The 24,944-nt window shown below is 40.4% G+C and carries 23 protein-coding genes; 21 read left to right on the top strand and 2 right to left on the bottom strand.

The genetic code is table 11. The features are described 5' to 3' along the window. Positions 1 to 42 precede the first annotated feature (42 nt). From BFS30_RS11400 to BFS30_RS11415, 4 genes are all read left to right on the top strand, one after another. Positions 43 to 1,347: an amidohydrolase gene (locus BFS30_RS11400; RefSeq protein ID WP_069382396.1), complete on the top strand. Its 1,305-nt coding sequence runs from the start codon at positions 43 to 45 to the stop codon at positions 1,345 to 1,347. 82 nt (positions 1,348 to 1,429) lie between these two features. Continuing rightward, positions 1,430 to 1,933 carry a hypothetical protein gene (locus tag BFS30_RS11405; protein ID WP_069379411.1) on the top strand — a complete coding sequence of 168 codons (504 nt, stop codon included), beginning with the start codon at positions 1,430 to 1,432 and terminating at the stop codon, positions 1,931 to 1,933. A 73-nt stretch (positions 1,934 to 2,006) separates the two neighbouring features. Further along, positions 2,007 to 3,084 (top strand): peptide chain release factor 2 gene (gene prfB, locus BFS30_RS11410; RefSeq protein ID WP_157262907.1). Its coding sequence is split into 2 segments (ribosomal slippage): positions 2,007 to 2,066 and positions 2,068 to 3,084, totalling 1,077 coding nucleotides; the frame shifts between segments, so codons are not numbered across the junction. Next, positions 3,084 to 4,004, top strand: a complete 921-nt coding sequence (locus BFS30_RS11415; RefSeq protein WP_335645373.1) for an alpha/beta hydrolase — start codon at positions 3,084 to 3,086, stop codon at positions 4,002 to 4,004. Before prfB ends, BFS30_RS11415 begins: the two co-directional genes overlap by 1 nt. Here BFS30_RS11415 and BFS30_RS11420 read toward each other — a convergent pair. Next, entirely contained in the window at positions 4,001 to 4,870 is an 870-nt protein-coding gene (locus BFS30_RS11420) for a transglutaminase-like domain-containing protein (protein WP_069379412.1), read from the bottom strand. The genes BFS30_RS11415 and BFS30_RS11420 overlap by 4 nt on opposite strands. Before the next feature lie 44 nt (positions 4,871 to 4,914). Between BFS30_RS11420 and BFS30_RS11425 the strand changes: the two genes are divergently transcribed. After that, positions 4,915 to 5,697 carry an O-methyltransferase gene (locus tag BFS30_RS11425; RefSeq protein WP_069379413.1) on the top strand — a complete coding sequence of 261 codons (783 nt, stop codon included), beginning with the start codon at positions 4,915 to 4,917 and terminating at the stop codon, positions 5,695 to 5,697. Here BFS30_RS11425 and BFS30_RS11430 read toward each other — a convergent pair. Then, positions 5,694 to 6,827, bottom strand: coding sequence for a BamA/TamA family outer membrane protein (locus tag BFS30_RS11430; protein WP_069379414.1), 1,134 nt, complete (start codon positions 6,825 to 6,827; stop codon positions 5,694 to 5,696). The genes BFS30_RS11425 and BFS30_RS11430 overlap by 4 nt on opposite strands. 201 nt (positions 6,828 to 7,028) lie before the next feature. On the opposite strand from BFS30_RS11430, the gene BFS30_RS11435 reads away from it, so the two are divergent. From BFS30_RS11435 to BFS30_RS11510, 16 genes are all read left to right on the top strand, one after another. After that, positions 7,029 to 8,009, top strand: coding sequence for a deoxyhypusine synthase family protein (locus BFS30_RS11435; protein WP_069379415.1), 981 nt, complete (start codon positions 7,029 to 7,031; stop codon positions 8,007 to 8,009). Positions 8,010 to 8,261: 252 nt separating this feature from the next. After that, the gene (locus tag BFS30_RS11440) at positions 8,262 to 9,551 is read left to right on the top strand and encodes a c-type cytochrome (protein ID WP_069379416.1); all 1,290 of its coding nucleotides are present in this window, start codon (positions 8,262 to 8,264) and stop codon (positions 9,549 to 9,551) included. A gap of 48 nt (positions 9,552 to 9,599) precedes the next feature. Further along, positions 9,600 to 12,677, top strand: coding sequence for a TAT-variant-translocated molybdopterin oxidoreductase (locus tag BFS30_RS11445; protein ID WP_069379417.1), 3,078 nt, complete (start codon positions 9,600 to 9,602; stop codon positions 12,675 to 12,677). A gap of 23 nt (positions 12,678 to 12,700) precedes the next feature. Then, a complete protein-coding gene (nrfD, locus tag BFS30_RS11450) occupies positions 12,701 to 14,173 on the top strand; it encodes an NrfD/PsrC family molybdoenzyme membrane anchor subunit (RefSeq protein WP_069379418.1) in 1,473 nt (490 codons plus the stop codon). Between the two features lie 2 nt (positions 14,174 to 14,175). Beyond that, on the top strand, positions 14,176 to 14,712 hold the full coding sequence (locus BFS30_RS11455; RefSeq protein WP_069379419.1) for a DUF3341 domain-containing protein: 537 nt from the start codon (positions 14,176 to 14,178) through the stop codon (positions 14,710 to 14,712). Then, positions 14,684 to 15,289, top strand: a complete 606-nt coding sequence (locus BFS30_RS11460; protein ID WP_069379420.1) for a c-type cytochrome — start codon at positions 14,684 to 14,686, stop codon at positions 15,287 to 15,289. Before BFS30_RS11455 ends, BFS30_RS11460 begins: the two co-directional genes overlap by 29 nt. 14 nt (positions 15,290 to 15,303) lie before the next feature. Continuing rightward, positions 15,304 to 16,518, top strand: coding sequence for a quinol:cytochrome C oxidoreductase (locus BFS30_RS11465; protein WP_069379421.1), 1,215 nt, complete (start codon positions 15,304 to 15,306; stop codon positions 16,516 to 16,518). A gap of 68 nt (positions 16,519 to 16,586) precedes the next feature. Next, positions 16,587 to 17,831 carry a cytochrome c oxidase subunit II gene (locus tag BFS30_RS11470; protein WP_069379422.1) on the top strand — a complete coding sequence of 415 codons (1,245 nt, stop codon included), beginning with the start codon at positions 16,587 to 16,589 and terminating at the stop codon, positions 17,829 to 17,831. A 20-nt stretch (positions 17,832 to 17,851) separates the two neighbouring features. Beyond that, entirely contained in the window at positions 17,852 to 19,738 is a 1,887-nt protein-coding gene (locus BFS30_RS11475) for a cytochrome c oxidase subunit I (protein WP_208603050.1), read from the top strand. 85 nt (positions 19,739 to 19,823) lie between these two features. After that, on the top strand, positions 19,824 to 20,882 hold the full coding sequence (locus BFS30_RS11480) for a COX15/CtaA family protein (protein WP_069379424.1): 1,059 nt from the start codon (positions 19,824 to 19,826) through the stop codon (positions 20,880 to 20,882). Between the two features lie 17 nt (positions 20,883 to 20,899). Continuing rightward, positions 20,900 to 21,775 (top strand): heme o synthase, encoded by an 876-nt coding sequence (gene cyoE, locus BFS30_RS11485; protein ID WP_069379425.1) that lies wholly within the window; start codon positions 20,900 to 20,902, stop codon positions 21,773 to 21,775. Positions 21,776 to 21,785: 10 nt separating this feature from the next. After that, positions 21,786 to 22,376 carry a cytochrome c oxidase subunit 3 gene (locus tag BFS30_RS11490; protein WP_069379426.1) on the top strand — a complete coding sequence of 197 codons (591 nt, stop codon included), beginning with the start codon at positions 21,786 to 21,788 and terminating at the stop codon, positions 22,374 to 22,376. A 30-nt stretch (positions 22,377 to 22,406) separates the two neighbouring features. Beyond that, entirely contained in the window at positions 22,407 to 23,114 is a 708-nt protein-coding gene (locus BFS30_RS11495; protein WP_069379427.1) for a cytochrome c oxidase subunit 3, read from the top strand. 18 nt (positions 23,115 to 23,132) lie between these two features. Beyond that, positions 23,133 to 23,483 carry a cytochrome C oxidase subunit IV family protein gene (locus BFS30_RS11500; RefSeq protein ID WP_083252017.1) on the top strand — a complete coding sequence of 117 codons (351 nt, stop codon included), beginning with the start codon at positions 23,133 to 23,135 and terminating at the stop codon, positions 23,481 to 23,483. Then, positions 23,483 to 24,190 carry an SCO family protein gene (locus tag BFS30_RS11505; protein WP_069379429.1) on the top strand — a complete coding sequence of 236 codons (708 nt, stop codon included), beginning with the start codon at positions 23,483 to 23,485 and terminating at the stop codon, positions 24,188 to 24,190. The genes BFS30_RS11500 and BFS30_RS11505 overlap by 1 nt, the downstream gene beginning before the upstream one ends. Positions 24,191 to 24,212: 22 nt before the next feature. Then, positions 24,213 to 24,779 carry a DUF420 domain-containing protein gene (locus BFS30_RS11510; protein ID WP_069379430.1) on the top strand — a complete coding sequence of 189 codons (567 nt, stop codon included), beginning with the start codon at positions 24,213 to 24,215 and terminating at the stop codon, positions 24,777 to 24,779. The last annotated feature ends 165 nt before the right edge of the window (positions 24,780 to 24,944 follow it).

Raw genomic sequence — 24,944 nt, forward strand, 5'->3', positions numbered from 1 at the left:
AATGTAGGGGTTAATCTTATATTTAACGTAAAAATGATATTTATGAAAAGAATTTACTTTGTTTTGCTGGTCATGATTTCGTCAAACGTTCTCGCTCAGAAAAGCAACCTGAGAACAGAGGTTTCTAAAAAAGCACTGAGCATAGAAAAAAAGGTGATCGACTGGCGCCGGGATCTGCATGAGCACCCTGAATTGGGCAATACTGAAGTCAGGACGGCAGGAATTGTGGCAAAGCATTTGGCTTCACTCGGCATTGAGGTGCAGACCGGAGTGGCTAAAACCGGAGTGGTAGGCATCTTAAAAGGTGGGAAACCAGGACCTGTTGTTGCTTTACGCGCCGATATGGATGGACTTCCGGTAACAGAACGGGTTGCATTACCTTTTGCCTCCAAAGTAAAAACAACTTATAACGGACAGGAAGTAGGTGTGATGCATGCCTGCGGTCATGACACCCATGTGGCCATTTTGATGGGCGTGGCAGAAGTCTTGGCTTCGATAAAGAAAGACATTCCGGGAACGGTAAAATTTATATTTCAGCCGGCCGAAGAAGGCGCTCCGCATGGAGAAGAAGGAGGTGCGGAGCTGATGGTGAAAGAGGGAGTTCTGGAAAACCCGAAAGTGGAGGTCATCTTTGGTTTACACATCAACTCACAGACCTCTGTTGGCGACATTACTTATCGTCCTGGCGGGATAATGGCGGCGGTAAATGATTTGAAAATTACCGTTACCGGCAGACAGGCACATGGAGCCTATCCATGGAGCAGTGTGGATCCGGTTGTGATTTCTGCACAAATTGTGAATAACCTGCAGACCATTGTGAGCAGGAACCTGAATGTGACGGAGAATCCGGGAGTGGTCACCATTGGTGCCATTAACGGAGGGGTAAGGTCTAACATTATTCCTGAAAAGGTAGAGATGCTGGGTACCATCCGCAACTTTACTAAGGAAGATGAGGCGATGTTTATTGAAAGGGTAACAACAATCGCTACGAAAACTGCGGAAGCAGGTGGAGGGAAAGCAGAAGTTAAGATTCCCTACAGCAATCATTATCCGGTGACTTTCAATGATATTCCTTTAACAGAAAAAATGCTGCCAAGCCTGCAGGCAACAGCCGGAGCAGATCACGTGCGCTTGAAACCTCCGGTTACCGGTGCGGAAGATTTCTCTTTTTATCAGGAGAAAGTTCCGGGATTGTTTATTTTTCTGGGAGGTATGCCAAAAGGAGGAGACCCCTTGAAAGCACCTTCACATCATACACCTGATTTCTTTATCGATGAAAGTGGTTTTACCCTTGGTGTAAAAGCACTTAGTAACCTGGCACTTGATTACATGAACTTAAAGAAATAACAACATTTTTTTGATTTTGGCATCATTTTATTTGATTATATTTAATTAAAGAAATAGTACGTCACCTAGAAAAACAACAACCATGTTAGAAAATTTAAATGAATTGGTAAAAGAAAGTACTCAGGAAGCGATTGTAAATAATCCTGCGATCCCGAATGAGCAGAACGAAGCTGCGATTCAAGCGGCTTCAGGTTCGATCTTTGATTCACTAAAGCAACAATTATCATCTGGAAATATTGGTGGTCTTGTGGAGGCTTTTAAAGGTGGAAACGTAGAAGGAAGTGCTGTGGCACAGGATGCTTCGGCCGGTTTTGTAGACAAACTTGCTGGAATGGGGATTAATCTGGACTCGGCAAAAGCAATTGCAGCTTCTGTAATTCCTGGAATTATAGGTAAGTTCATTAATAAAACGAATGATCCGAACGACAGTTCTTTTAACATTCAGGATGTATTGACCAAGATCTCAGGAGAAGATGGTAAATTTCAATTATCAGATCTGACGGAATTGTTCAATGGCAATAAAGAAGGAGCAGCAAAAGAAGGCGAAGGAGGCATTGTAGATAAGCTAAAAGGGCTTTTTAATTAATACTTTCTGCTTATTTTGAAAGGCTATTTAAACATTGTTTAAATAGCCTTTTGTATTTTATATATTTGTGATTATGACAAAAGAACAAATACAGGATTTAAGGGACAGAGTAGCGTCGCTGAGGAGGCATCTTTGACGTAGAAGTACGTTTAGATGAAATTTATATAGAGCAGGAACTTACCCTGCAATCTGATTTCTGGGATGATCCCAAAAAAGCAGAGAAGCATCTTGCAGGAATCAATTCTAAAAAGGTCTGGACAGATGCCTGGCAGGCCGTGAGTACTGAGCTGGAAGATACAGAAGTACTTTTTGATTTTTTACAGGCCGGAGATGCCAGTGCTGAAGAGATGCAGGAGCAATACAATAAATGTTTGCAAATGGTCGAGGAGCTGGAATTAAAGAATATGCTGAGCAGTAAAGAGGATCAGCTGTATGCGGTGATGCAAATCACGGCAGGTGCGGGTGGCACGGAGAGTTGCGACTGGGCAGCAATGCTGATGCGGATGTACATCATGTGGGGAGAAAAGAACGGCTATAAAGTAACGGAGCAGGATTCTCAGGAAGGGGAGGTGGCCGGGATTAAATCGGTGACGCTTCAATTTGCCGGAGACTTTTCTTATGGTTACCTGAAAGGCGAAAACGGGGTACACCGTTTGGTTCGGATTTCACCATTTGATTCCAATGCACGTCGCCATACTTCTTTTGCTTCGGTTTACGTTTATCCATTGGTAGATGATACCATAGAAATTGAGGTGAAGGATTCTGAAGTGGAGTTTGAAACTTTTCGCTCGGGTGGTGCAGGAGGACAGAACGTGAATAAGGTGGAGACCGCGGTGAGGTTGTATCATAAGCCTTCCGGGATTGTGATTAAAAACCAGGAGTCACGTTCTCAGCTACAGAATAAAGAAAACGCAATGCGGCTGTTAAAATCACAATTGTATGAAGCGGAGATGCGTAAACGCATGGAAGCAACAGCAGCAATTGAGGGTTCTAAAAAGAAGATTGAATGGGGATCTCAAATCCGGAACTATGTTTTACATCCTTATAAACTGGTAAAGGATCTGCGGACCAATTATGAAACCTCAAATGCTCAGGGAGTATTGGATGGGGAACTGAACGAATTTTTGAAAGCATACTTAATGGAGTTCTAATGATGAAATACCTTATTGCACTGTTCATGACAAGTCTTATTTCAGCAAGTAATCTTATAGCGCAGGAGCCTGTACTATTATATCCCGGAGCAATTCCGGGATCAAAACCAACACCTGTGGATTATAAAGAAATCGCGGAGGAAGGAAAAGATGGAATCCTGAGGGTCAGTAAGGTTTCTCAACCTACATTAAGTGTTTTTTTGCCGGCAAAAGAAAAGGCAAATGGTACGGCGGTGATCATTTGTCCGGGAGGAGGATATGGTATTCTTGCGATCGGACATGAAGGTTATGATGTGGCCAGGAAATTTAACGAAATCGGGGTTGCAGCTTTTGTGCTAAAATACCGTTTGCCGAATGATGCGATTATGCTGGATAAATCTTTCGGCCCCTTGCAGGATGCGCAACAAGCTATATTGGTATTGAGACAAAACGCAGAGAAATGGAATATTAATCCCGCTAAAATAGGTGTCATGGGATTTTCTGCAGGAGGGCATCTTGCAGGAAGCCTGACAGTTCATTATGGGGATGTTAAAATAGAAAATGCGGGACAGCAGAGTCTTCGTCCGGACTTTTCCATCCTGATCTATCCGGTGATCTCATTTAGAGAATCCCCGCATACGGGTTCAGCGAAAAATCTGGCGGGGCCAAATCTTACAGAAGCTCAAAAAGATTATTTTTCCAATGAGAAATATGTAGATGCGAAAACTCCACCCACATTTTTAATCCATGCCAATGACGATAAAACTGTTCCGGTAGAGAATAGTATCGTTTTTAACCGGGCCTTAGTGAAAGCAGGAGTCAGCTCTGAAATGCATCTTTATCAGAATGGCGGTCATGGTTTTGGCCTGAATAATAAAACTACCGCTGATCAGTGGTTTGACCGGCTGATCAATTGGATGAAATCCAATCAGTTTCTTTAAAGGTCAGTATTGCTGAGGATATCCTGTAGTTCTTTAAGTTCTGCCACTTTTTCTGTTGAGCCCAGGTTTTCATAAGAAGAGATGAGATTTCTGATGATTCTTCTGATGATTTCTACATTGCTGCATGGTGCGTAAAAGCCAGGCATGGGATCCAGGTTTAATTGTCTGAGGAACTGATCTACATCGTGTTTGCCGAATATCGCTCCTTTATTAAAGGCATTGATATAGAAAAGTACGCCAAATTCATGTTCTTCTCTTTTACTTTCGTCGATATATCCTAAAATGAAATGCTGCGGAAGATTTACGCCATATACCGGTATATCCAGTTTCTGGGCAATGGTGGAATAAATGATGGCCAGCGAAATCTGATTTCCTTTTTTACTTTCCAGGACCTGATTGATATAGGAGTTTTGCGGGTCATGATGATTTTTCGTGTTTCCGCTAAAACCATATACATTATAAAATATATGATTGATGAGTTTGATTTTTTCAATAGAACTCATTTCATATTGCAGACCCATCCAGATTTCTCTTTTTATTTCTTCAATCTGAAGGATGATTTTTTGCTCATCAAGATCAGGGTACTGGTACCTGTTGATCACCAATGCCCCCTGAAGCAGGTCAAAAGCTCCGCTCTGGAACCAAAGGTTCAGGTCTTCCTTGACACTTGAAAACTGAATCTTATGAACAATGTTTTCAATTCTTTCCTGAAGCAGTGAATCTAAAGATTGTTCCCAGGCATGCTCTAAAAAATGGACCACCTCAGCACCATATTCCAGCAGGCGTTTTTCAATATGCTGATAAATCTCCGGATCGGGATCATCAAGCAATTTGACCAATGCACTTATTTCTTTACTATTTTCCATTAAACATGCAACTTAGAATCATGTGATTGCTTATTTTTGTAGCTATGGTTTTCAATTTCATCAGTGACTATCTGAAGCATCGCTTTACCTCTAAAAGCAGACATGGTACCCACTCACCCTTCGTATATAAGCTTACGGATGAGGTAATTTACGATTTTAACGCTAAAAGTGATTACAAAAGCATCGAGGCGCAAAGAAAAAAACTTTTCAATGACGATTCTTTAATCACGGTAACGGATCTGGGAGCAGGTTCTCATCTGAATAAAAATAGAACCAAGCAGGTAAAGCAGATTGCAAAGAATGCCTTAAAAAATCCTCGTCTGGCACAGCTGATCTATCGCCTTGCCAGGGACAATCAGCCTAAAAGTATCATCGAGCTGGGGACTTGTCTGGGCATTACCAGCGCTTATCTTTCCAAAGCCTGCCCTGAGGCAGATGTAATTACTATAGAAGGTTGTCCGGAAACTGCAAAGGTAGCCTACAAGAATTTCCAGGAACTGGAGCTGGACAATGTAGAGTTGCGGGTCGGGAATTTTGATACTTTACTTCCAGGTGTAATTGATCAGGAAGCAAAGCTGGACTTTGTATATGTAGACGGAAACCATAGAAAGGAGGCCACCTTAAATTATTTTAACTGGTGTCTGCCTAAAGTGCATGAAGGCTCACTGCTGATTTTTGACGACATTTACTGGAGTGAGGGAATGAAAGAAGCCTGGGAAGAAATTAAACAGCACCCTGAAGTAACAGTAACTGTAGATCTTTTCTGGATCGGGTTGGTTTACTTTAAAAAGGGGCAGGCTAAAGAGCATTTTAAGATTAAGTTTTAAAATGCTTCGGCCAGGGTGATATAGAATCCGCTCTGACGTTTCTCATTTACTCTTTTTTCTCCAACCGCATAGTCTAAGCGGACACTCAGTCCTTTTTCAGGATCGAAGAAATATCTTCCTCCCGCACCATAAGAAGGTTTGAAGTTTTTTGCAGAAAAATCACCATTGTCAAAAACCTGTCCGGTGCCGGCAAATACAACTGCGCCGAAACGGTTATTGTAACGATAGCGTAGTTCTGCCTGTCCTGCCAAAAGGTTTCTGTCTCTGTAACGTCCGGTATAATAGCCTCTCATCATTTCATCATTACCCATTTGAGGCAACAGATAGAATGGCGTATTCTTTCCCTGCACGGTATGGAATAAAGCATTTACGCCAAGGACGAATTTTTTAGAAAGCGGCCAGAAATTACGGACATTAGCTTTGATGACACTCCCCGTAAAACTTTCTCCACCCCAGAAGTCTGGTGCGTATTGATAAGTAACCCGGCCGAGGAAACCCTTGGTTGGATAGTTGTTGGAATTCCTGGTGTCGTAACTTTGAGAGATACCTATATAAGCTACGTTACCTCCACCTTTGTGAATCAGGCTTTGGTCTGTTGTGAATATTCCTCCGGAAACCTCGTCTTTAAAGTTATAGTTTTCAAAACCTAAGGACAATCCGGTATAGGCATGAGGCAATAGTCTTTTTTCTGCTTCAAACATCACTCTCGACTGGCGCTGTATCAATCGGTCAGAGTTGGCTTCCAGAGTTTCGTTACCTAGGCCATAGAAATTGAAAGGCATCCGCTTAAACCGGAATTCAGAAATTAAATGGTAATCATTTCCTTTTGTCCAGATATCGCTTTTTAAAGAGAAATTATATTGGCCTTTGGTAGATATCGTTGCTACACCGGAAAAGTTAGAACTGCGGTTGCTACTGTCTTTCCTGTCGATATAAGTGGAATATAAGGCGCCCAATCCAAACTCGGCTCCGATTTCCTGTGAATAACGGAATATAGGTACTGGCATGAAACTCGCTCTCCGGGAGCTGTCTGTCTTATCTGATAAGTATCTTTTGATAAATTTCTTTTGCGCTGATACCTCTGCGGCAGTAATAATAAGTATAGTGATGCAAAGCGAAATTTTCTTCATTGGCCTAAAATAGTATAAAGATTTAAATTATCCTGTTATCCGCGATCCCTTAGCAAGATTGAGGCCAGATATTGATAACGGATTAATTTTTAAAGAATTGTTTTTCGCCGAAAGATTCTTTTTGCTAAGAGTTCGGATGTTATCATTAGTCCTTTACGATTATTTGCCTATTTTTGCGGCAACAACAAAATTTAATCAAAGATGAGTACAACAAGAGGACCTATCTCGCAATTCATGGAGAAACATTATCTCCATTTTAATGCGGCAGCTATGATGGATGCGGCTAAAGGATATGAAACACATTTAGATGAAGGTGGTAAGATGATGATTACCCTTGCAGGAGCGATGAGTACTGCAGAGCTGGGTATCTCCTTAGCCGAAATGATCCGTCAGGATAAAGTTTCGATCATTTCCTGTACCGGTGCCAACCTGGAGGAAGATATCATGAACCTTGTTGCGCATTCACACTATAAAAGAGTACCTAATTACCGCGACCTGAGCCCTCAGGATGAGTGGGATCTTTTGGAAAACCATTACAACAGAGTTACTGATACCTGTATTCCTGAAGAAGAGGCTTTCCGCAGATTGCAGAAACACATCCATAAAATCTGGACAGATGCAGAAAAAGCAGGTGAGCGTTATTTCCCACATGAGTTTATGTATAAGATGTTATTGAGTGGAGATTTAGAGCAGTACTATGAGATTGATCCTAAAAATTCATGGATGCTTGCAGCGGCAGAGAAAAATCTTCCGATTGTAGTACCAGGATGGGAAGACTCTACTATGGGTAATATCTTCGCTTCTTATGTGATGAAATCTGAATTGACTGCAACCACGATGAAAGGTGGAATTGAATATATGGGATATTTAGCTGACTGGTATATTAAGAACAGTTCAGGTAAAGGAATCGGATTTTTCCAGATTGGTGGAGGTATTGCCGGTGACTTCCCGATTTGTGTGGTACCGATGCTTTATCAGGATATGGAAATGGAGAATATTCCATTCTGGAGCTATTTCTGCCAGATCTCTGATTCTACCACTTCCTACGGCTCTTATTCAGGTGCTGTACCTAATGAAAAAATCACCTGGGGTAAACTGGATATCAATACGCCTAAGTTCATCGTTGAATCAGATGCGACAATCGTTGCTCCACTGATCTTTTCATGGATATTAAAAATGTAAATTGAATTTACAAATATTGCCAATGTAAGGTTGGTTATCGGGAATCAGCAATTTTTTAAAAATTGCTGATTTTCCTCGTTTAAAGCCCCAAAAACGAACTATTTAGATTGATTATAAATTGTATTTACTGTCATTTATTTGTCATTGGTAAGTTAATAAATTTTACTTTTGTGGACGTTTTGGTGAAGAACCTAAGTTCGAACATCAAATACGGTTTACAAGTTTTTTAAAAAATAGCATAAAATACTCATTATGAGGGATATCTCATTGATCATTAGAAGAGTTTGGAAGTCGACAGTCATGTTAACGGCCCTATCTGTTTTAATCGTTTCTGCAACACAAGCGCAAGATGTAGTGGAGGGAAGAAAAATATTTAAAGATAAATGTTCTTCTTGTCACCAATTAGACCGTAATAGTACGGGGCCGGCTTTAACTGCTAAAGTTAACGAGCTGGATGAAGCATTTACCATCAAATGGGTTAAGAACTGGAAGGCTTTAGTTGATGCCGGTGATAAGCAGGCGATCGAAGCAGCTAAGTTTTCTCCATCGGAGATGACCACGTTCCCTCAGTTGACGGACGATCAGATTAAAAATGTAATCGCGTATGCGAAAGCAGGCGAGCCAAAGAAAGAAGGTGAAGTTAAAACTGAAGCTGCTTCTGAAGGGGTGTCTGATTTCTCTATCGCAGGTATCGTTGCTATTATATTAATATCGATTGCGGTATTAGTTGTATTGGGACGTGCCATTAAAATGCTGGAGCGTTTGATTCTACAGAAACAAGGTGTTGTTCTTGCAGAAGAAGATAACGTTTCTCTTGCAACAGGCGTTCGCAGATTATTCAAAAACAAGAAATTTGTATTCTTCTTCATTCTGTGTTTAGTAGTGAGCTTAGGTTCATTCGGATGGATGGGCATGTGGAATACAGGTGTACACACTGGTTACCAACCGGTACAGCCGATTAAATTCTCTCACGAGTTGCACGCTGGTACAAATAAGATTGACTGTCAGTATTGCCACGCCGGTGCATTCAAATCTAAAAACTCAACCATTCCATCTGTGAACGTTTGTATGAACTGTCACAAATCGGTACAGGCTACTGAAAAATATAACGGTGAGATTTCTCCTGAGATTCAGAAAATCTATACCGCTATCGGTTATGATCCTGCAACCTTGACTTATGACAAGACTAAAGAGAAACCAGTAGAGTGGGTACGTGTACATAACCTTCCTGATTTTGCTTACTTCAACCACTCTCAACACGTAGTTGTAGGTGAGGAAGCGATCAGAAAAGAAAAAGGTTTAAAACCTAACGAGCCAGTATGTTTTGCATGTCATGGTCCGGTTGATACGATGGAAGAAATTTATCAGTTCTCTCCGCTAACGATGAAATGGTGTATCAATTGCCATAAAGACGCTGAGGTTTCAGGTAAAGACAATGCTTTCTATGCGAAAGTGATTGAAGCCCATGAGAAAATCAAGAAAGGTGAAAAAATCACACCAGCATTATTGGGTGGTTTAGAGTGTGGTAAGTGCCACTATTAATAGTAGAGTTTAATAAAAGAACGTTCGATAAACAGTAATATAGCTTAAATGGAAAGCAATAAAAAATACTGGAAAGGCTTAGAGGAGTATAAAAACACTCCCGATTTTGTTGAAAACAACAAAAACGAATTTGCTGAGCCCCTTCCAATAGAAGATGTTTTAAATGAAGCAGGGTTGAGTACGGTAACCCCGCGCCGTGACTTTTTAAAAGCTTTAGGCTTCGGCCTGGGAGCGGTAACGCTTGCAGCTTGTCAGACAGCCCCGGTTCATAAATCAATTCCTTATGTCATTAAACCTGAGGAAGTAGTTCCGGGTATCCCTAACTACTATGTTTCAAGTTTCAATGGTCAGAGTATTTTGGTGAAAACCAGAGAGGGACGTCCTATTAAAATTGATGCCAATCCTAACGCAGGAGAATTCAACTGCGGTACGGATTCACAGGCACAAGCTTCAGTTTTAGATCTTTATGATGTTTCTAAATTACAGGGTCCTGTATTAAAGGATGATGAGAAAGCAACATGGGCTAAGATTGATGAGTTTGTAAAAGGAGAGTTGAATAAGGCTCAGGCTTCAGGAAAGAAAATCCGCGTGGTTTCCTCTACTGTAAACAGTCCTTCTACAAAAAATGTAATTGCTGACTTTGCTACTGCTTATCCTAATACGAAGCATGTACAATATGATGCAGTTTCTTATACCGGTATCATCAAAGCAAATGAGAATAGCTTTGGTAAAGCGGTAGTTCCTAAATACAGATTCGATAAAGCTGACCTGATCGTAAGTTTCGGTGCAGACTTTTTAGGTACCTGGATCAGCGGTGAAGAATTTACTGCCCAGTATATTGCGAACAGAAATCACAAGTCATTAAAGGCTGGTAAAATGTCACGTCACTTCCAGTTTGAAGCTGGGATGAGTTTAACAGGTACTAACGCGGATACGCGTGTTCCTGTAAAATTATCGGAAGAGGGACCTGCATTAATTACCTTATATAATACCATTACCGGAAATAACTTAGCCGGCGGTGCTTTACCTAATAACGTAACTGCTGATAAAGCGATCAAGTTAGTAGCGAAAGAGCTGTTGCAAAACAAAGGTAAATCAGTTGTCGTTTCAGGTTCAAATGATGTGTCTACCCAGATTCTGGTAAATGCAATCAACTCTGCAATCGGTAGCTACGGTACTACAATTGACTTAGACAATCCTTGTAAACGTTACGCAGGTAACGATGCAGAATTTGCTGAGTTTATCAATGAAATGAACAGAGGTGAAGTAGCGGCTGTATTCTTCCTGGATACCAACCCTGCTTATGATGTTGCAAACCCTAAAGCATTTGAAGACGGATTAAAGAAAGTAGCTTTAAAAGTTTCTTTCTCTGACCGTAAAGATGAGACTTCGACTTTATGTGATGTAATTGCGGTTAACCACAACTACTTAGAGTCATGGGGTGATGCAAATGCTTATGAAGGATCTTACTCTATCGTTCAGCCAACCATCAATCCGGTGTTCAATACCCGTCAGGCAGAAGAGAGTTTATTGATCTGGTCTGATAATGCGGTTAAAGAATATTATCAGTATGTACGTAACAACTGGGAAAAAAGCATCCTTCCATTATTTGGAAAGAGCTGGAAAGAAGTGTTACAGACAGGTGTATTTACAGTAGCTGAGAAACCAGCAGGAGCATATAGCTTCAGCTTGTCATTGGCAGCGGTAATTCCTACAATCTTAAATAACAGCAAATCATTAGCTAAAGATATCGAGTTACAGGTTTACGAAAGTGTACCAATGCGTGATGGTAAACATGCCAACAATGCATTTTTACAGGAATTGCCTGATCCGGTTTCTAAAGTTACCTGGGACAATTACATTGCTATTGCGCCTAAGTTTGCTGAGAAATTAGGCTACAAAGAGTTTGATATTGTATCTGTAAAGGCAGCAAACGGTTATACTGTAGACTTACCTGTGTTGATTCAACCGGGACAAGCTCAGGGAACAGCTTCTATTGCTTTAGGATACGGACGTACCAAAGTTGGTAAAGCAGGAAATAACGTTGGTAAAAACGCTTTCCCTTTTGTAAGCTTTAGCAATGGTACTTCTAAATATGCAACTACAGTTCAGTTAACTGCAACTGGTGGCAGAGAAGAACTGGCGCAAACACAAACGCACCACTCTTTTGAAGGTAGAAACATCATTCGTGAAGCTACGTTTGCAGAATACAAAAAGAATCCTGCAGCTGGTTCAGGTAATGACCACGCTAAACATAAAACTTATGATTTATGGGATAAATATGAGAAACCAGGTAACAACTGGGTAATGGCGATCGATTTGAACGCTTGTACTGGTTGCGGTTCTTGTATTGTTGCCTGTAACGTAGAGAATAACATTCCTGTTGTAGGTAAGGAAGAGGTTCGCAAGCGCAGAGAGATGCACTGGATCCGTATCGACCGTTACTACAGCTTTAATGTGGAAGGTGAAGCTCACGGAGAGAAAGCAGCACATGGCGCACATGGAAATGGCATCAATGCGGTAACTAAAGAGAAAGAAATTGCTCATTTAGATAACCTTGATAACGTATCTGTAGTTCACCAACCGATGCTTTGTCAGCATTGCGATCACGCACCTTGTGAAACAGTTTGTCCGGTATTGGCAACAGTACACTCATCTGATGGTTTAAACCACATGGCTTATAACCGTTGTGTAGGTACCCGTTACTGCGCGAACAACTGTCCATATAAAGTACGTCGTTTCAACTGGTTTAACTACTGGAATGATTCACGTTTCGATAACTACCTGAACAACGAATTTACACAACTGGTTCTGAACCCTGATGTAACTACCCGTTCAAGAGGTGTGATGGAGAAATGTTCAATGTGTATCCAACGTATCCAGGGCGGTAAATTGAAAGCTAAAATTGAGAAACGTCCATTAAAAGACGGAGATATCAAAATGGCATGTCAGGAAGCATGTTCTGCAAATGCCATCATTTTTGGTGACGCCAATGATCCTGAATCCGAAGTATCTAAAGCATTACGTAGTGAGCGTATTTACTATGTTTTGGAAGAGATCAACGTACAACCGGGTATAGGTTATATGACAAAAATTAGAAACACAGATACAACAGTACAAGCGTAAGCTGATATTAAAGAAAATAAATTATGTCAGGACATAAGGAATCAATATTAAGAGAACCATTAATCACCGGCAGTGATATCACGTATGCAAAAATTACGGATGATATTTTAATGCCAGTTGAGAACAAGCCTAATAAGGCATGGTGGATAGGATTTATACTAGCACTTTGCGGAGCCACACTTTGGCTGGTATCCGTAGGGTATACCTTCTGGTTTGGTATCGGTGCATGGGGATTAAATAAAACAGTAGGATGGGCATGGGACATCACCGGATTCGTTTGGTGGGTTGGTATTGGTCACGCCGGAACATTAATCTCTGCAGTACTTTTACTCTTCCGTCAGAACTGGAGGAATTCCATTAACCGTTCAGCAGAGGCGATGACGATCTTCGCGGTTATCTGTGCGGCCACATACGTAGTATCCCACATGGGTAGACCATGGCTGGCTTACTGGGTACTTCCATTACCGAATCAATTCGGATCATTATGGGTGAACTTTAACTCTCCGTTAGTTTGGGATATGTTTGCCATCTCTACTTACTTCTCGGTATCACTATTATTCTGGTATACAGGTTTACTACCTGATATCGCGACTATCCGTGACCGTGCAACAGGTGTGAGACGTAAAATTTATTCTATTTTCTCTTTCGGATGGTCTGGTAACGTAAAAACCTGGCAACGTTTTGAGGCTGTGTCCTTAATCCTTGCAGGTATCTCTACACCACTGGTACTTTCGGTACACACAATTGTATCCATGGACTTTGCTACCTCGGTAATTCCGGGATGGCATACCACGATTTTCCCTCCATACTTCGTGGCAGGGGCGATCTTCTCCGGATTTGCGATGGTGTTAACCTTATTATTGGTTGCACGTAAAGTATTGGGTCTGGAAAATTACATCACTATGTTCCACATTGAGTCGATGAATAAGATCATCATTCTAACCGGATCTATAGTAGGTGTGGCTTATTTAACAGAGTTTTTCATTGCCTGGTACTCAGGTTCAGAATACGAGCAATACGCTTTCATTAACCGTTCAACTGGTCCTTACTGGTGGGCATACTGGATGATGATGACGTGTAACGTAATCTCTCCTCAGTTACTTTGGTTCAAAAAGATCCGTACCAACATTCCTGCAACCTGGATTCTGTCTATCGTTGTAAACATCGGTATGTGGTTCGAACGTTTCGTAATTATCGTGACTTCATTACACCGTGATTATATCCCTTCAAGCTGGGCAATGTTCTATCCAACATGGGTAGACGTGGGTGTCTTTGTAGGATCGATCGGAGTGTTCTTTACTTTGTTCCTTTTATTCTTAAGGGTATTGCCTTCAATCGCGATTGCTGAGGTAAAATTACTACTGAAGAGTGCAAGTGAGCAATCTAAAATGGAGCAGATTAAAGAAGGTCATTTAGATAAGGAGCAAGTAGCGGAATACGTGGAGTCTCTGGAGAAATTTGATAGTGTTAAACAAGAAGAATACGCAAAAATATAACAATGAGTAATATCAAATATATTTTAGGCAGTTTTGGTGATCCTGACGAAATGATGCACGGCATCGAGAAGTTACAGGAAAATAACATTAAAATACATGATGTTTATACGCCAATGCCTATTCACGGCATCGAAGCTAAATTAGGGATCAAAAGATCCAGGTTAGATATTCTCGCTTTCTTTTGCGGGATTACAGGAACCATGTCTGCATTTGCACTGATCTACTTAACTTCGGTTGTAGACTGGAAACATAATATTGGTGGTAAACCAGCTTTAGCACTTCCGGATTTTATTCCGATTATGTTCGAGGTGACGATCCTATTCTGTGCTTTCAGTTTGGTAGGTGCTTATTATGCTTCTACACATTTGTTCCCTGGAAGGGCACCAAGAGTGATGGACTTAAGGGCTACAGATGACAGGTTTATTATCGCTATCGATGCAAAAGAAAATGCAGAGCATAGTAAGATAGATGGTTTATTAAAAGATGCAGGTGCTCTAGAAATTAAGCACAATGAAAGGAAGTACATTAGCTATGAATAAGAATAAAGTAGTTTTAGCCTCATTTTGTATTCTTGCCAGTGCTGTAATATTTTCAGCATGCAAGGATAAGCAGAGTACAGGTTTAGAATATGCAAGGAACATGTATGATCCGATTGCTTATAATCCGGATCAGCCAAACAAAAACTTTAAGAACGGACAAACGGCACAAACTCCGCCGGCACATACCGCTCCTGTAGGATTCGATAAATATGATTATCCGAATACTAAAGAAGGTTATGAAGCAGCTGGTGCGGCTTTAGTGAATCCGGTTCCTGCTACAGAGAAAAACCTGATTTCAGGAAAACATTACTTCACCGTGTTTTGTGCTCCATGTCATGGAGAAAAAGGAGACGGCCAAGGTCACCTGGTAAAAATCGAAAAAGTGAGTGGTATTCCTTCTTATCATGGTGATGCAACGTCATCGCGTGGTGGTAACATGAAAGACCTGAGCGCAGGAAAAATTTACCATACCATTATGTATGGTCTAAACAACATGGGTTCACATGCTTCACAACTGTCTCCTGAAGAGAGATGGAAAGTCGTGATGTATGTTCAACAATTACAAAAAATACAATAGAAAAGCACAAATAAATGGGAACTCACAATTATAATTTAACTGAGCAGTTTGAGTTTACAGGTAAAGCAAAAACCTTAAGCATTGTCGCTATTATCGTAGGGGCACTGGCTATAGGGTATGGCTTTACGGCAAAGGAGCTTCATGAGCGTACTTTTGCCAACTTGTTACTGATGGCTTATTACTTCGCATGTGTTTGCATGTCAGGTGCATTCTTTCTTGCTGTTCAATTTGTAGCGCAGGCAGGTTGGTCTGCTTCTATACTACGTGTGCCTCAGGCAATGGCCAAAACATTACCAATCGCTGTGGTTATTCTGATCGCAGTAATGGGTGCTGGTCTATACACACATAACTTATATCATCACTGGAATGCTCCGGGTCTGACCGATGCATCGAGTGCTAATTATGATAAACTAATCGACGGTAAGTCGGCATTCCTGAATGTACCATTCTTTATGGCGCGTCAGGTGATCTTCTTAGGTGTTTATTCCATCTTCGCAGTTCTTCTTGCTAAACTATCGACCAATGAAGATTTACAGGGAGGTTTAAACTCTTACAGAAAAAGCTTTAAATACTCGTGTGTATTTTTAGTAATCTACGGTTTCACTACACCAATCTTTGCTTTTGATACCATCATGTCATTAGAGGCTCACTGGTTCTCTACGATGTTCGGCTGGTATAACTTCGCTGCAATGTGGGTAAGTAGTTTAGCGACGATTGCCATCATCATTATCCTGTTGAGAAAAGCGGGTTACATGAGCTGGGTTAACAACAGTCACTTACACAACCTTGGGCAGTTTATCTTCGGTTTCTCTATTTTCTGGACCTATGTATGGTTTGCTCAGTTTATGCTGATCTACTATGCAAACATGCCGGAAGAGACTGTATACTTCTACAAAAGATTTGATCACTACCAGTTCTGGTTCTATCTTAACCTGGTCCTGAATTTCTTAGCTCCGGTATTACTATTAATGGACAGAGACAATAAAAGACAGGAAAACATCATGCTAACGGTGTGTATCATCGTATTGTGTGGTCACTGGGTTGATTATTACCAAATGATTATGCCTGGAACGGTTGAAGAACACCATGCTTTTGGTATTATCGAGATCGGAACAGCCGTAGGTTTTGTAGGATTGTTTACCTTTACCGTTTTAAGAGCATTAAGTAAACAACCTTTGATCGCCAAGAACCACCCGTTCTTACAGGAAAGTTTGAATCATCACTTGTAATAGGTGATCTTAATACAGTAAATAAAATAATAGTATAATAGAAGTACAGCGTTACTACTTTTAAGGAAATGAGTTTAAGAAAATTTATAAGTAACAAAACAATAGCGGCACTAGCGGTGATTCTAACTGCATTTGCAAGCAATAGCGCATTTGCACAGGCTGCCGGCGCTGCCGCTGAGACCGTCGCCAAACCTGTTGATATGGGTCCGGTTTATAAAACGGTTATATTTTATACCATGGCATTTCTATTGCTTTGCTTATTCATAGCAATCATTGGAAAAGCTTTAAAGGTATATGAATTGACCCGTGAGGCTCAAGACAAGCCGAAAGGGATCAACTGGAATACGGTAAACGGCGTATTGTTCGCATTATTCCTTATTGTAGGTTTATACGGAGTATATTGGGAATATACGGTTCATGGAAAAATGATTCTTCCGGAAGCAGCATCAGAACATGGTAAGAAAATTGACCAGATGTTTAACATCACGTTGATCATTACCACTATCGTGTTTATTGCGACGCATATCATCCTGTTTGCTTTTGCTTATTTCTACAAAAACACCGGAAAAAGAAAAGCGTATTACTATCCACATAATAATGCTTTAGAGCGTATCTGGACAATTGTTCCTGCATTGGTTCTAACCGTATTGGTATTAATGGGTTTCCTTACCTGGAGATCAATTTTCTACAAGATCGAAGATCCGAACAACAAACCTTTGAGCATTGAGATTACTTCATCTCAGTTTGCATGGGCGATCCGTTATCCGGGAGCTGATGGTATTGTAGGGGTAAAAAACTATAAGCTGATCAATGGAGTTAACCAGTTGGGTATCGATTTTAAAGATAAAAACACTTTAGATGACCAGACTGCTGATGAGATGGTAATTCCTGTGAACAAACCGGTTCGTTTGATTTTGACCAGTAAAGATGTATTACACAGTTTCTACATGCCTCACTTCAGAATTCAATTGAATACGGTACCAGGTATGACTTCGTACTTTGAGTTTACGCCAACCATCACTACCGAAGAGATGAAAGCGAAAACCAATGATCCTAAGTTTGCTTACTTATTCTTATGTGCTAAGATTTGTGGTGAAGGTCACTACAAGATGCAGAAAGAAGTAAGGGTTGTTTCACAAGCGGAATACGAAGCTTGGGTTAAAAAGCAAGGAACTTATTTAACTGACGATTTGAGAAAAGAATTTAACCTGCCTGTAACTGCAGCACCGGCACCAGCTGCAGCTAAACCAGCAGATAGCGTAGCAAAAGATACTTCTGCAGTTAAAACAAATCAATTAGCTTTAAAAAAATAATAATACTGGAATAGCACATTATGTCAACTATATCATTACACGATACACATAACCACGATAGCCATGATGATCATGGACATCACAAAGAGACCTTCTTAACGAAGTATGTCTTTAGTCAGGATCACAAAATGATCGCTAAGCAGTTCCTGATAACAGGTATTATTATGGCTGTTATTGCGATGGGCTTGTCTATCCTATTTCGTTTGCAACTGGCATGGCCGGATACCAACTTCCCGATCCTGGAAACATTCCTTGGAACATGGGCAGAGGGCGGACGTATAAAACCTGATTTCTATCTGGCACTGGTAACGATACATGGTACCATCATGGTATTCTTTGTATTAACTGCTGGTCTGAGTGGAACTTTCAGTAACTTATTGATTCCTCTTCAGATTGGAGCAAGGGATATGGCTTCGCCATTCCTGAACATGTTATCTTACTGGTTCTTCTTTGGAGCCTGTGTGGTAATGATGAGCTCTTTCTTTATTCAGACAGGTCCGGCAAGTGCGGGATGGACAGTATATCCTCCTTTATCTGCTTTACCAACTGCAATTAAAGGTTCTGCGTTGGGTATGACTTTATGGTTGATCAGTATGATCATGTTTGTTGCTTCCTCGTTAATGGGTGGTATCAACTATGTGAGTACCGTATTGAACATGCGTACTAAAGGAATGGATCTTTGGAAAATGCCATTGACCATCTGGGCGTTTTTCTTAACCGCGATCTTAGGTATCTTATCTTTCCCTGTACTGGTTGCGGGTGTGGTACTCTTAATCTTTGACCGTAGTTTCGGAACAAGTTTCTACCTTTCTGATATTGTTATGGGTACTCAGGTATTGCCTAATGAAGGTGGTTCACCGATCCTGTGGCAACACTTATTCTGGTTCCTTGGTCACCCGGAGGTATATATTGTAATTATGCCGGCTTTGGGTATCTCTTCTGAGGTAATTTCAGTAAACTCAAGAAAACCGATCTTCGGTTACCATGCGATGATTTATTCATTGATCGGTATCACCGTATTATCATTTATAGTTTGGGGTCACCACATGTTTGTGACGGGTATGAACCCGTTATTGGGTGGGGTATTTATGATCACCACATTGATTATTGCTGTTCCTTCAGCAGTTAAGACTTTCAACTACCTGGCTACTTTATGGAGAGGTAATATCAAATTTACGCCTGCAATGTTATTCGCAATCGGTTTGGTATCTTTCTTCATCTCTGGTGGTTTAACGGGTATCTTCTTAGGTAATGCTTCCCTGGATATCAATCTACACGATACTTATTTCGTAGTTGCCCACTTCCACCTGGTAATGGGTTCTGCTGCGATCTTCGGTATGCTTGCAGGTGTATATCACTGGTATCCTAAAATGTTCGGTAGAATGATGAGCAGCAAACTGGGATACCTTCACTTCTGGTTGACCTTTATCTCTGCTTACCTGGTATTCTTCCCGCTTCACTTCTTAGGTTTAGATGGTGTCCCTCGTCGTTACTATGCATTCACTGAGTTTGAGTTTATGCAAAAATGGTTGACAGTGAACGTATTCGTTACCTGGGCAGCTATTATCGGTGCATTGGCACAGGTAGCTTTCTTATGGAACTTCTTCTATAACATTTTCAGAGGAAAGAAAGCTCCTCAGAATCCTTGGGAATCCAATACTTTAGAGTGGACTACACCAGTAGAACATTTACATGGAAACTGGCCAGGAGAAATTCCAACAGTATACCGTTGGCCATATGATTATAGTAAACCAGGTGCTGAGCAGGATTTTATTCCTCAGACTGTACCTTTCTCTCAGACGATGTCTTCAAACATGCCTCATGACTTTGAAGGTAATACTGAATCTGAGCGTATACAAAGAGAGTGGGAAGCTAAGAATGTTCCTGCAACAGAGAAGTTAGACTAATACATCGTATTCAACAATACACAATGGGGTATCTGCAGTAGGTAAATACTTACAACAGATGCCCCATTTTTCTTAAACATATACCATGGTTCCTAAATCTGAAAAGAGATTTATCAGGCTAAACCTCATCACCATCATTGTTACCCTATTGCTGATTCTGGCAGGGGGAATCGTACGTAGTACGGGTTCAGGGATGGGCTGTCCGGATTGGCCGAAATGTTTCGATCAGTATGTTCCGCCAACTTCAGCCTCCCAATTGCCTGCAGATTATAAAGAAAAATATGTAGCAGAAAGGGTTGCGAAAAATGAACGTTTCGCAAAAACACTGGAGAAAATGGGAAAGGCACACCTTGCAGATAGCATCAGACATGATGAGTCAATTTTAACACATGAGCCTTTTAATGTAGCCAAAACCTGGACGGAATATTTAAACCGTCTGATGGGGGCAATTACCGGATTTCTGCTGTTAGGTTTGGTGATTTATTCTTTTGCATATCGCAAAACTGCAAAGAGGATACTCGTGTTAAGCATTCTCAATGTGATTATTGTAGGCTTTCAGGCCTGGTTGGGATCTATTGTGGTATCCACAAATCTGATGCCCTGGATTGTAACGGTTCATATGTTACTGGCATTGGTTATTCTGGCCATTTTAGTATATACCTATAATTACGCCTTGCAGCTGCAAAAACAGGCGACAGTCATTATGTCGAATATTGTGTGGCTTAAAGTATTGGTATTGGTTTCCGTAGCCTTAAGTACGCTTCAGATTGTGTTGGGTACCGAAGTCAGAGAAGCCATTGATGCGATTGCAAAAGGAATGATGTACAGCAACAGGGAAAGTTGGGTGAGTAAAGTAGGGGCAACCTTTTCTTATCACCGGGATGTGGCGATGTTGGTACTGATCATGAATGTGGTTATTTATAAGCTTGTAAAAGACAAGTTCAGTGGAAAAGCAACTGCTTTAAGGGTTGGTAATGCAATTGCCATAGTTTTAATCATTCAGATTGCTACCGGCTTATTATTATCTAACTTTGCATTGCCTCCCTATGCTCAGGCATTGCACATATTGTTCTCTACGGTATTATTTACATTACAGTATTATCTGTACCTGTTGGTGTACAGAACAGACACTTACAATCAGTAGTATTAATTATATATAAATTGAAACAGTTTTTAGCAGATTTCTCTAAGCTCATTAAATTCAGATTAACTTTTCTGGTTGTATTTTCCGCATCAGTTACGTTTTTAATAGGCTCCAAAGTCCCCATTAACGGAGTACGCCCTGATATTGACTGGATGAACTGGTTGATTTTGATTGTAGGCGGGTTTCTGGTAACCTCTGCAGCAAATTGCTTCAATGAGGTAATAGAAGTAGACCTGGATAAACTAATGACAAGGACCAAGGACCGTCCAATGCCTGCGGGACATATGACTACAGGACAGGGTTTGGTTTCTGGTCTTGTGATGGGCATGCTGGGTACCTGGTTGCTTGGCAAATTAAATATTGAAACAGGCTTACTTTCTGTATTCTCTATTTTCCTCTATGCTTTTGCCTATACACCATTGAAAAGGAAATCACCGATAGCAGTAATTGTTGGTGCGATCCCAGGGGCTTTACCTCCGCTGATTGGTTATGTAGCGGCACATGGAAAGATAGACCAGATTGCAGTGATTCTTTTTCTGATTCAGTTTGTTTGGCAGTTGCCACATTTCTGGGCGATTGCATGGGTATTGGATGATGATTATAAAAAAGCGGGATTCCGGCTTTTGCCGACAACAAAAAGGGATAAAATCAGTGGATTTATTGCTTTTTTGAGTACGCTGGTATTGATTCCGGTAAGTTTAATGCCAACCTTTTACGGTTTTGGCGGATATTATATTGCAGGGGTATCCCTCCTTGCCGGGCTCGTATTTGCGTGGCTGGCGTTTAAAATGTGGATGGATCTGGAGGTTGCAAGTGCCAGAAAGGTAATGTTTTGCTCTTTCTTTTACCTGCCGGTAGTCCAGTTGGTTTTATTGTTTGATTTTATAGCTTAATAATTTAAATATGGTACATACGTTAAAAGAGCAGGATGTAAAATATGATGAGGGGTTAAACACCAAGCCTAAGAAATTTATTCTTTGGTTGTTTGTGGTTTCTTCGACGATTATGTTCGGAGGTTTTACCAGCTTTTACATCGTATTTGCAGCATCAAAAGGTAAAGGTCACGGATTGGTTCTTCCGGATGCCTTTATGTACAGCACATTAATCCTGATTGGTAGCAGTATCTGTCTTTTTCTTGCTGCAAAAGCACTAAAGGCAGGAAATATCGGATCTCAGAAAGTCCTGTTGTGGGGAACCATGGTTCTTGCCCTTGTTTTTGGTTATCTTCAGGTAGATGCCTGGAGTGCTTTATACCATACAGGAGCAACATTGGTGAATAATAACGCAGCAATATCTTTAATTTATATTGTTTCTGGATTTCACTTACTGCACATTTTTGGAGGACTTTGTTTTATCTTGAACTGTTTATTTGGCGCTTATGGTAAAATACCGGTAGCAAAGGCCAAATACAGGATGGAGATTGCCTCAATATTTTGGCATTTTATAGATATATTATGGATATATCTGTATGTTTTTTTACTTTTGAACAGTTAGATTTGTTAACAAACTATTACAATTTATAAAATGAATTCATTATCACAATTAGATCAGGTAAAAACTACTCCTTGGAGCGGCGGACGCTCACCGTGGTCGGTAGAGTACGGTAAAATAATGATGTGGTTTTTCTTACTTTCTGATGCATTCACATTCTCTTCATTATTGGTTTATTATGGAGCACAACGTTTCACTAAATTAACCTGGCCAGATCCGGATTTGGTTTTCCAATCTATTCCGGGCGTAATGGACCATGGTGCGCCATTAGTGTTTGTGGGTATCATGACTTTTATTTTGATCATGAGCTCTGTGACGATGGTACTTGCTGTAGAGGCAGGACACAGACGTTCTAAAAAAGAAGTAATCTGGTGGATGATTGCAACAATCGTTGGTGGATTTATGTTCCTTGGCTGTCAGGCTTTAGAGTGGACACACTTATTCCATGAAGGATTTGGATGGGGAAAAATTCCTCCGATGGAAACATTGAAGCATCTGTTTAACGGAGAAGTTTCTACCGTTTCTGCACAGCAGTTTTCAAATCTATTCTTTACCATTACAGGATTTCACGGTTTTCACGTATTTAGTGGGGTAATCATCAATATCATCATCTTGTTTATGACCATTAACGGAACGTTCGAAAAACGCGGACATTACCTGATGGTAGAGAAAGTTGGTTTATACTGGCACTTCGTAGACCTTGTATGGGTATTCGTATTTACATTCTTCTATTTAGTTTAATTATTCAATAAAAATATTATGTCAGAGCACGCACATACAGAAGAGCATGGACACGGCGAACATGCAGGCTTAACCAAGAAAAAAATATGGCAGGTATTTGGTATCCTTTTACTGATTACAGTAATAGAGTTTATCATTGCCCTTGTGATATTGCCAAAGGGATTAATGAGCCATGGTGTTGGTAATTTCCTATACATTGCCCTTACTTTATTAAAAGCATTTTATATTGTAGCTTATTTCATGCACTTAAAGTATGAGAAACTGGGTTTACAATTATCATTAACCGTATCGTTTATTTTTATTCTCTATTTTATAACATTAATGCTGATTGAGGGTGGTTATCTGCACCTTCACATGCCGCTTGTTTAATGAAGAGTTCTCAAATAAAAAAAATATTAATCCTGGTCACCATTTTAGCGGTACCAGGATTTTTATATTATTTACTACAGGATAAAGGTAAAAACCGCTATAAGCCCTTACCTTTCTTTGGTCCTAAAGAAGTAGCCAAAACCTTTCATTCAGTACGTGGGAAAAAGATCCCGGATACGGTTTACCATCTGGTGCCTGATTTTAAATTGGTAAATCAGAAAGCGGACTCAGTGAGCTGGAAGAGCTATGAAGGAAAGATTATTGTTCTGAACCTGTTCTATACCACAGGAAATACCTATTCTGTCAACTTTGCCAATAAGGCCATGAAGGCTTTTGAAGCAACCTACGCAAATAATAAGACGGTTAATTTTGTCGGTTTAAGTATCGACCCTTCCAGGGATACTCCAAAAATATTGTCTGATTATGGGGCGGTTTTAGGTGCTAAAGCAGGTAAGTGGGATTTACTAACGGGCGATAGCACTTCGATTTATAGTCTGGTTAATAAAGGACTGTTTATTGACGCACACCGGGAGTTACAGAATGGGGAGCAGAAGTTTGTATATAGCAATATGTTTGTATTGCTGGATCCTCAGCATCGCATCCGTGGATATTATGAAGCAACCAGTCAGGAAGCTTTATCCAAACTGGACGACGAGATCAAGGTTTTAATTACCGAGGAGTTAAGAAATAATAAAGACGGAAGGTAAACTTCCATAATACCAGAATAAGATGAATGATAAGTTTTTTTTACGTTTAGTGTGGATCGTTACCGCTGTTGTGTTAACTGTTGTTATTGCTTTAAAATTGGTTCCTGCACCAACCACTAAACCATCTTTCATTTATCTGTTGCCTCATATTATCGGAGGCATCAATGCCACTTGTTCGGTGTTACTGATCGTCTCCCTGATTTTTATTCGTAAAGGAAATATTCAGGCGCATAAGATTACCAATATCATCACTTTTATCTTATCGGCTATATTTTTGGTTTTCTACATTCTGTTCCATTTATATGAAAAGGATACTAAGTTTGGTGACCTGGATCATAACGGGATCTTATCTGTAGCGGAACTGGCCGCTGTAGGTAGCACGAGATACGTTTATTTCTTCATTTTGGCCACTCATATCATTCTTGCTGTGGTGGTATTGCCTTTAATCCTGCTGAGCTTTTACAGAGGCTTAAACATGCAGGTTGCACTTCATAAAAAGATTGTGCGCTGGTCTTATCCGGTTTGGTTGTATGTAGCGGTTACCGGAGTTGTGGTTTACCTGATGATCTCTCCTTATTACAATTTCTAATCCTACCTTTTATTTCTTTTATTTGAATTGATTTTTTTAATTTAAAGTGAAAATCTTGATGTAATAGAGGATTGTCTCTATTATAGTTAATAATATTTTATTTTCTCATTAATAATTCCTTCTTAAATCATATTTTAGGGCTATTAAAGTAATAATTTCGATTTT

This window comes from Pedobacter steynii (genome assembly GCF_001721645.1).
GTDB classification, from domain to species: Bacteria; Bacteroidota; Bacteroidia; order Sphingobacteriales; family Sphingobacteriaceae; genus Pedobacter; species Pedobacter steynii_A.

Coding starts and splice junctions, on each gene's coding strand:
- BFS30_RS11400 (WP_069382396.1), top strand. CDS start 43: ATGAAAAGAATTTACTTTGTTTTGCTGGTCATGATTTCGTCAAACGTT.
- BFS30_RS11405 (WP_069379411.1), top strand. CDS start 1,430: ATGTTAGAAAATTTAAATGAATTGGTAAAAGAAAGTACTCAGGAAGCG.
- BFS30_RS11415 (WP_335645373.1), top strand. CDS start 3,084: ATGATGAAATACCTTATTGCACTGTTCATGACAAGTCTTATTTCAGCA.
- BFS30_RS11420 (WP_069379412.1), bottom strand. CDS start 4,870: ATGGAAAATAGTAAAGAAATAAGTGCATTGGTCAAATTGCTTGATGAT.
- BFS30_RS11425 (WP_069379413.1), top strand. CDS start 4,915: ATGGTTTTCAATTTCATCAGTGACTATCTGAAGCATCGCTTTACCTCT.
- BFS30_RS11430 (WP_069379414.1), bottom strand. CDS start 6,827: ATGAAGAAAATTTCGCTTTGCATCACTATACTTATTATTACTGCCGCA.
- BFS30_RS11435 (WP_069379415.1), top strand. CDS start 7,029: ATGAGTACAACAAGAGGACCTATCTCGCAATTCATGGAGAAACATTAT.
- BFS30_RS11440 (WP_069379416.1), top strand. CDS start 8,262: ATGAGGGATATCTCATTGATCATTAGAAGAGTTTGGAAGTCGACAGTC.
- BFS30_RS11445 (WP_069379417.1), top strand. CDS start 9,600: ATGGAAAGCAATAAAAAATACTGGAAAGGCTTAGAGGAGTATAAAAAC.
- nrfD (WP_069379418.1), top strand. CDS start 12,701: ATGTCAGGACATAAGGAATCAATATTAAGAGAACCATTAATCACCGGC.
- BFS30_RS11455 (WP_069379419.1), top strand. CDS start 14,176: ATGAGTAATATCAAATATATTTTAGGCAGTTTTGGTGATCCTGACGAA.
- BFS30_RS11460 (WP_069379420.1), top strand. CDS start 14,684: ATGAAAGGAAGTACATTAGCTATGAATAAGAATAAAGTAGTTTTAGCC.
- BFS30_RS11465 (WP_069379421.1), top strand. CDS start 15,304: ATGGGAACTCACAATTATAATTTAACTGAGCAGTTTGAGTTTACAGGT.
- BFS30_RS11470 (WP_069379422.1), top strand. CDS start 16,587: ATGAGTTTAAGAAAATTTATAAGTAACAAAACAATAGCGGCACTAGCG.
- BFS30_RS11475 (WP_208603050.1), top strand. CDS start 17,852: ATGTCAACTATATCATTACACGATACACATAACCACGATAGCCATGAT.
- BFS30_RS11480 (WP_069379424.1), top strand. CDS start 19,824: ATGGTTCCTAAATCTGAAAAGAGATTTATCAGGCTAAACCTCATCACC.
- BFS30_RS11490 (WP_069379426.1), top strand. CDS start 21,786: ATGGTACATACGTTAAAAGAGCAGGATGTAAAATATGATGAGGGGTTA.
- BFS30_RS11495 (WP_069379427.1), top strand. CDS start 22,407: ATGAATTCATTATCACAATTAGATCAGGTAAAAACTACTCCTTGGAGC.
- BFS30_RS11500 (WP_083252017.1), top strand. CDS start 23,133: ATGTCAGAGCACGCACATACAGAAGAGCATGGACACGGCGAACATGCA.
- BFS30_RS11505 (WP_069379429.1), top strand. CDS start 23,483: ATGAAGAGTTCTCAAATAAAAAAAATATTAATCCTGGTCACCATTTTA.
- BFS30_RS11510 (WP_069379430.1), top strand. CDS start 24,213: ATGAATGATAAGTTTTTTTTACGTTTAGTGTGGATCGTTACCGCTGTT.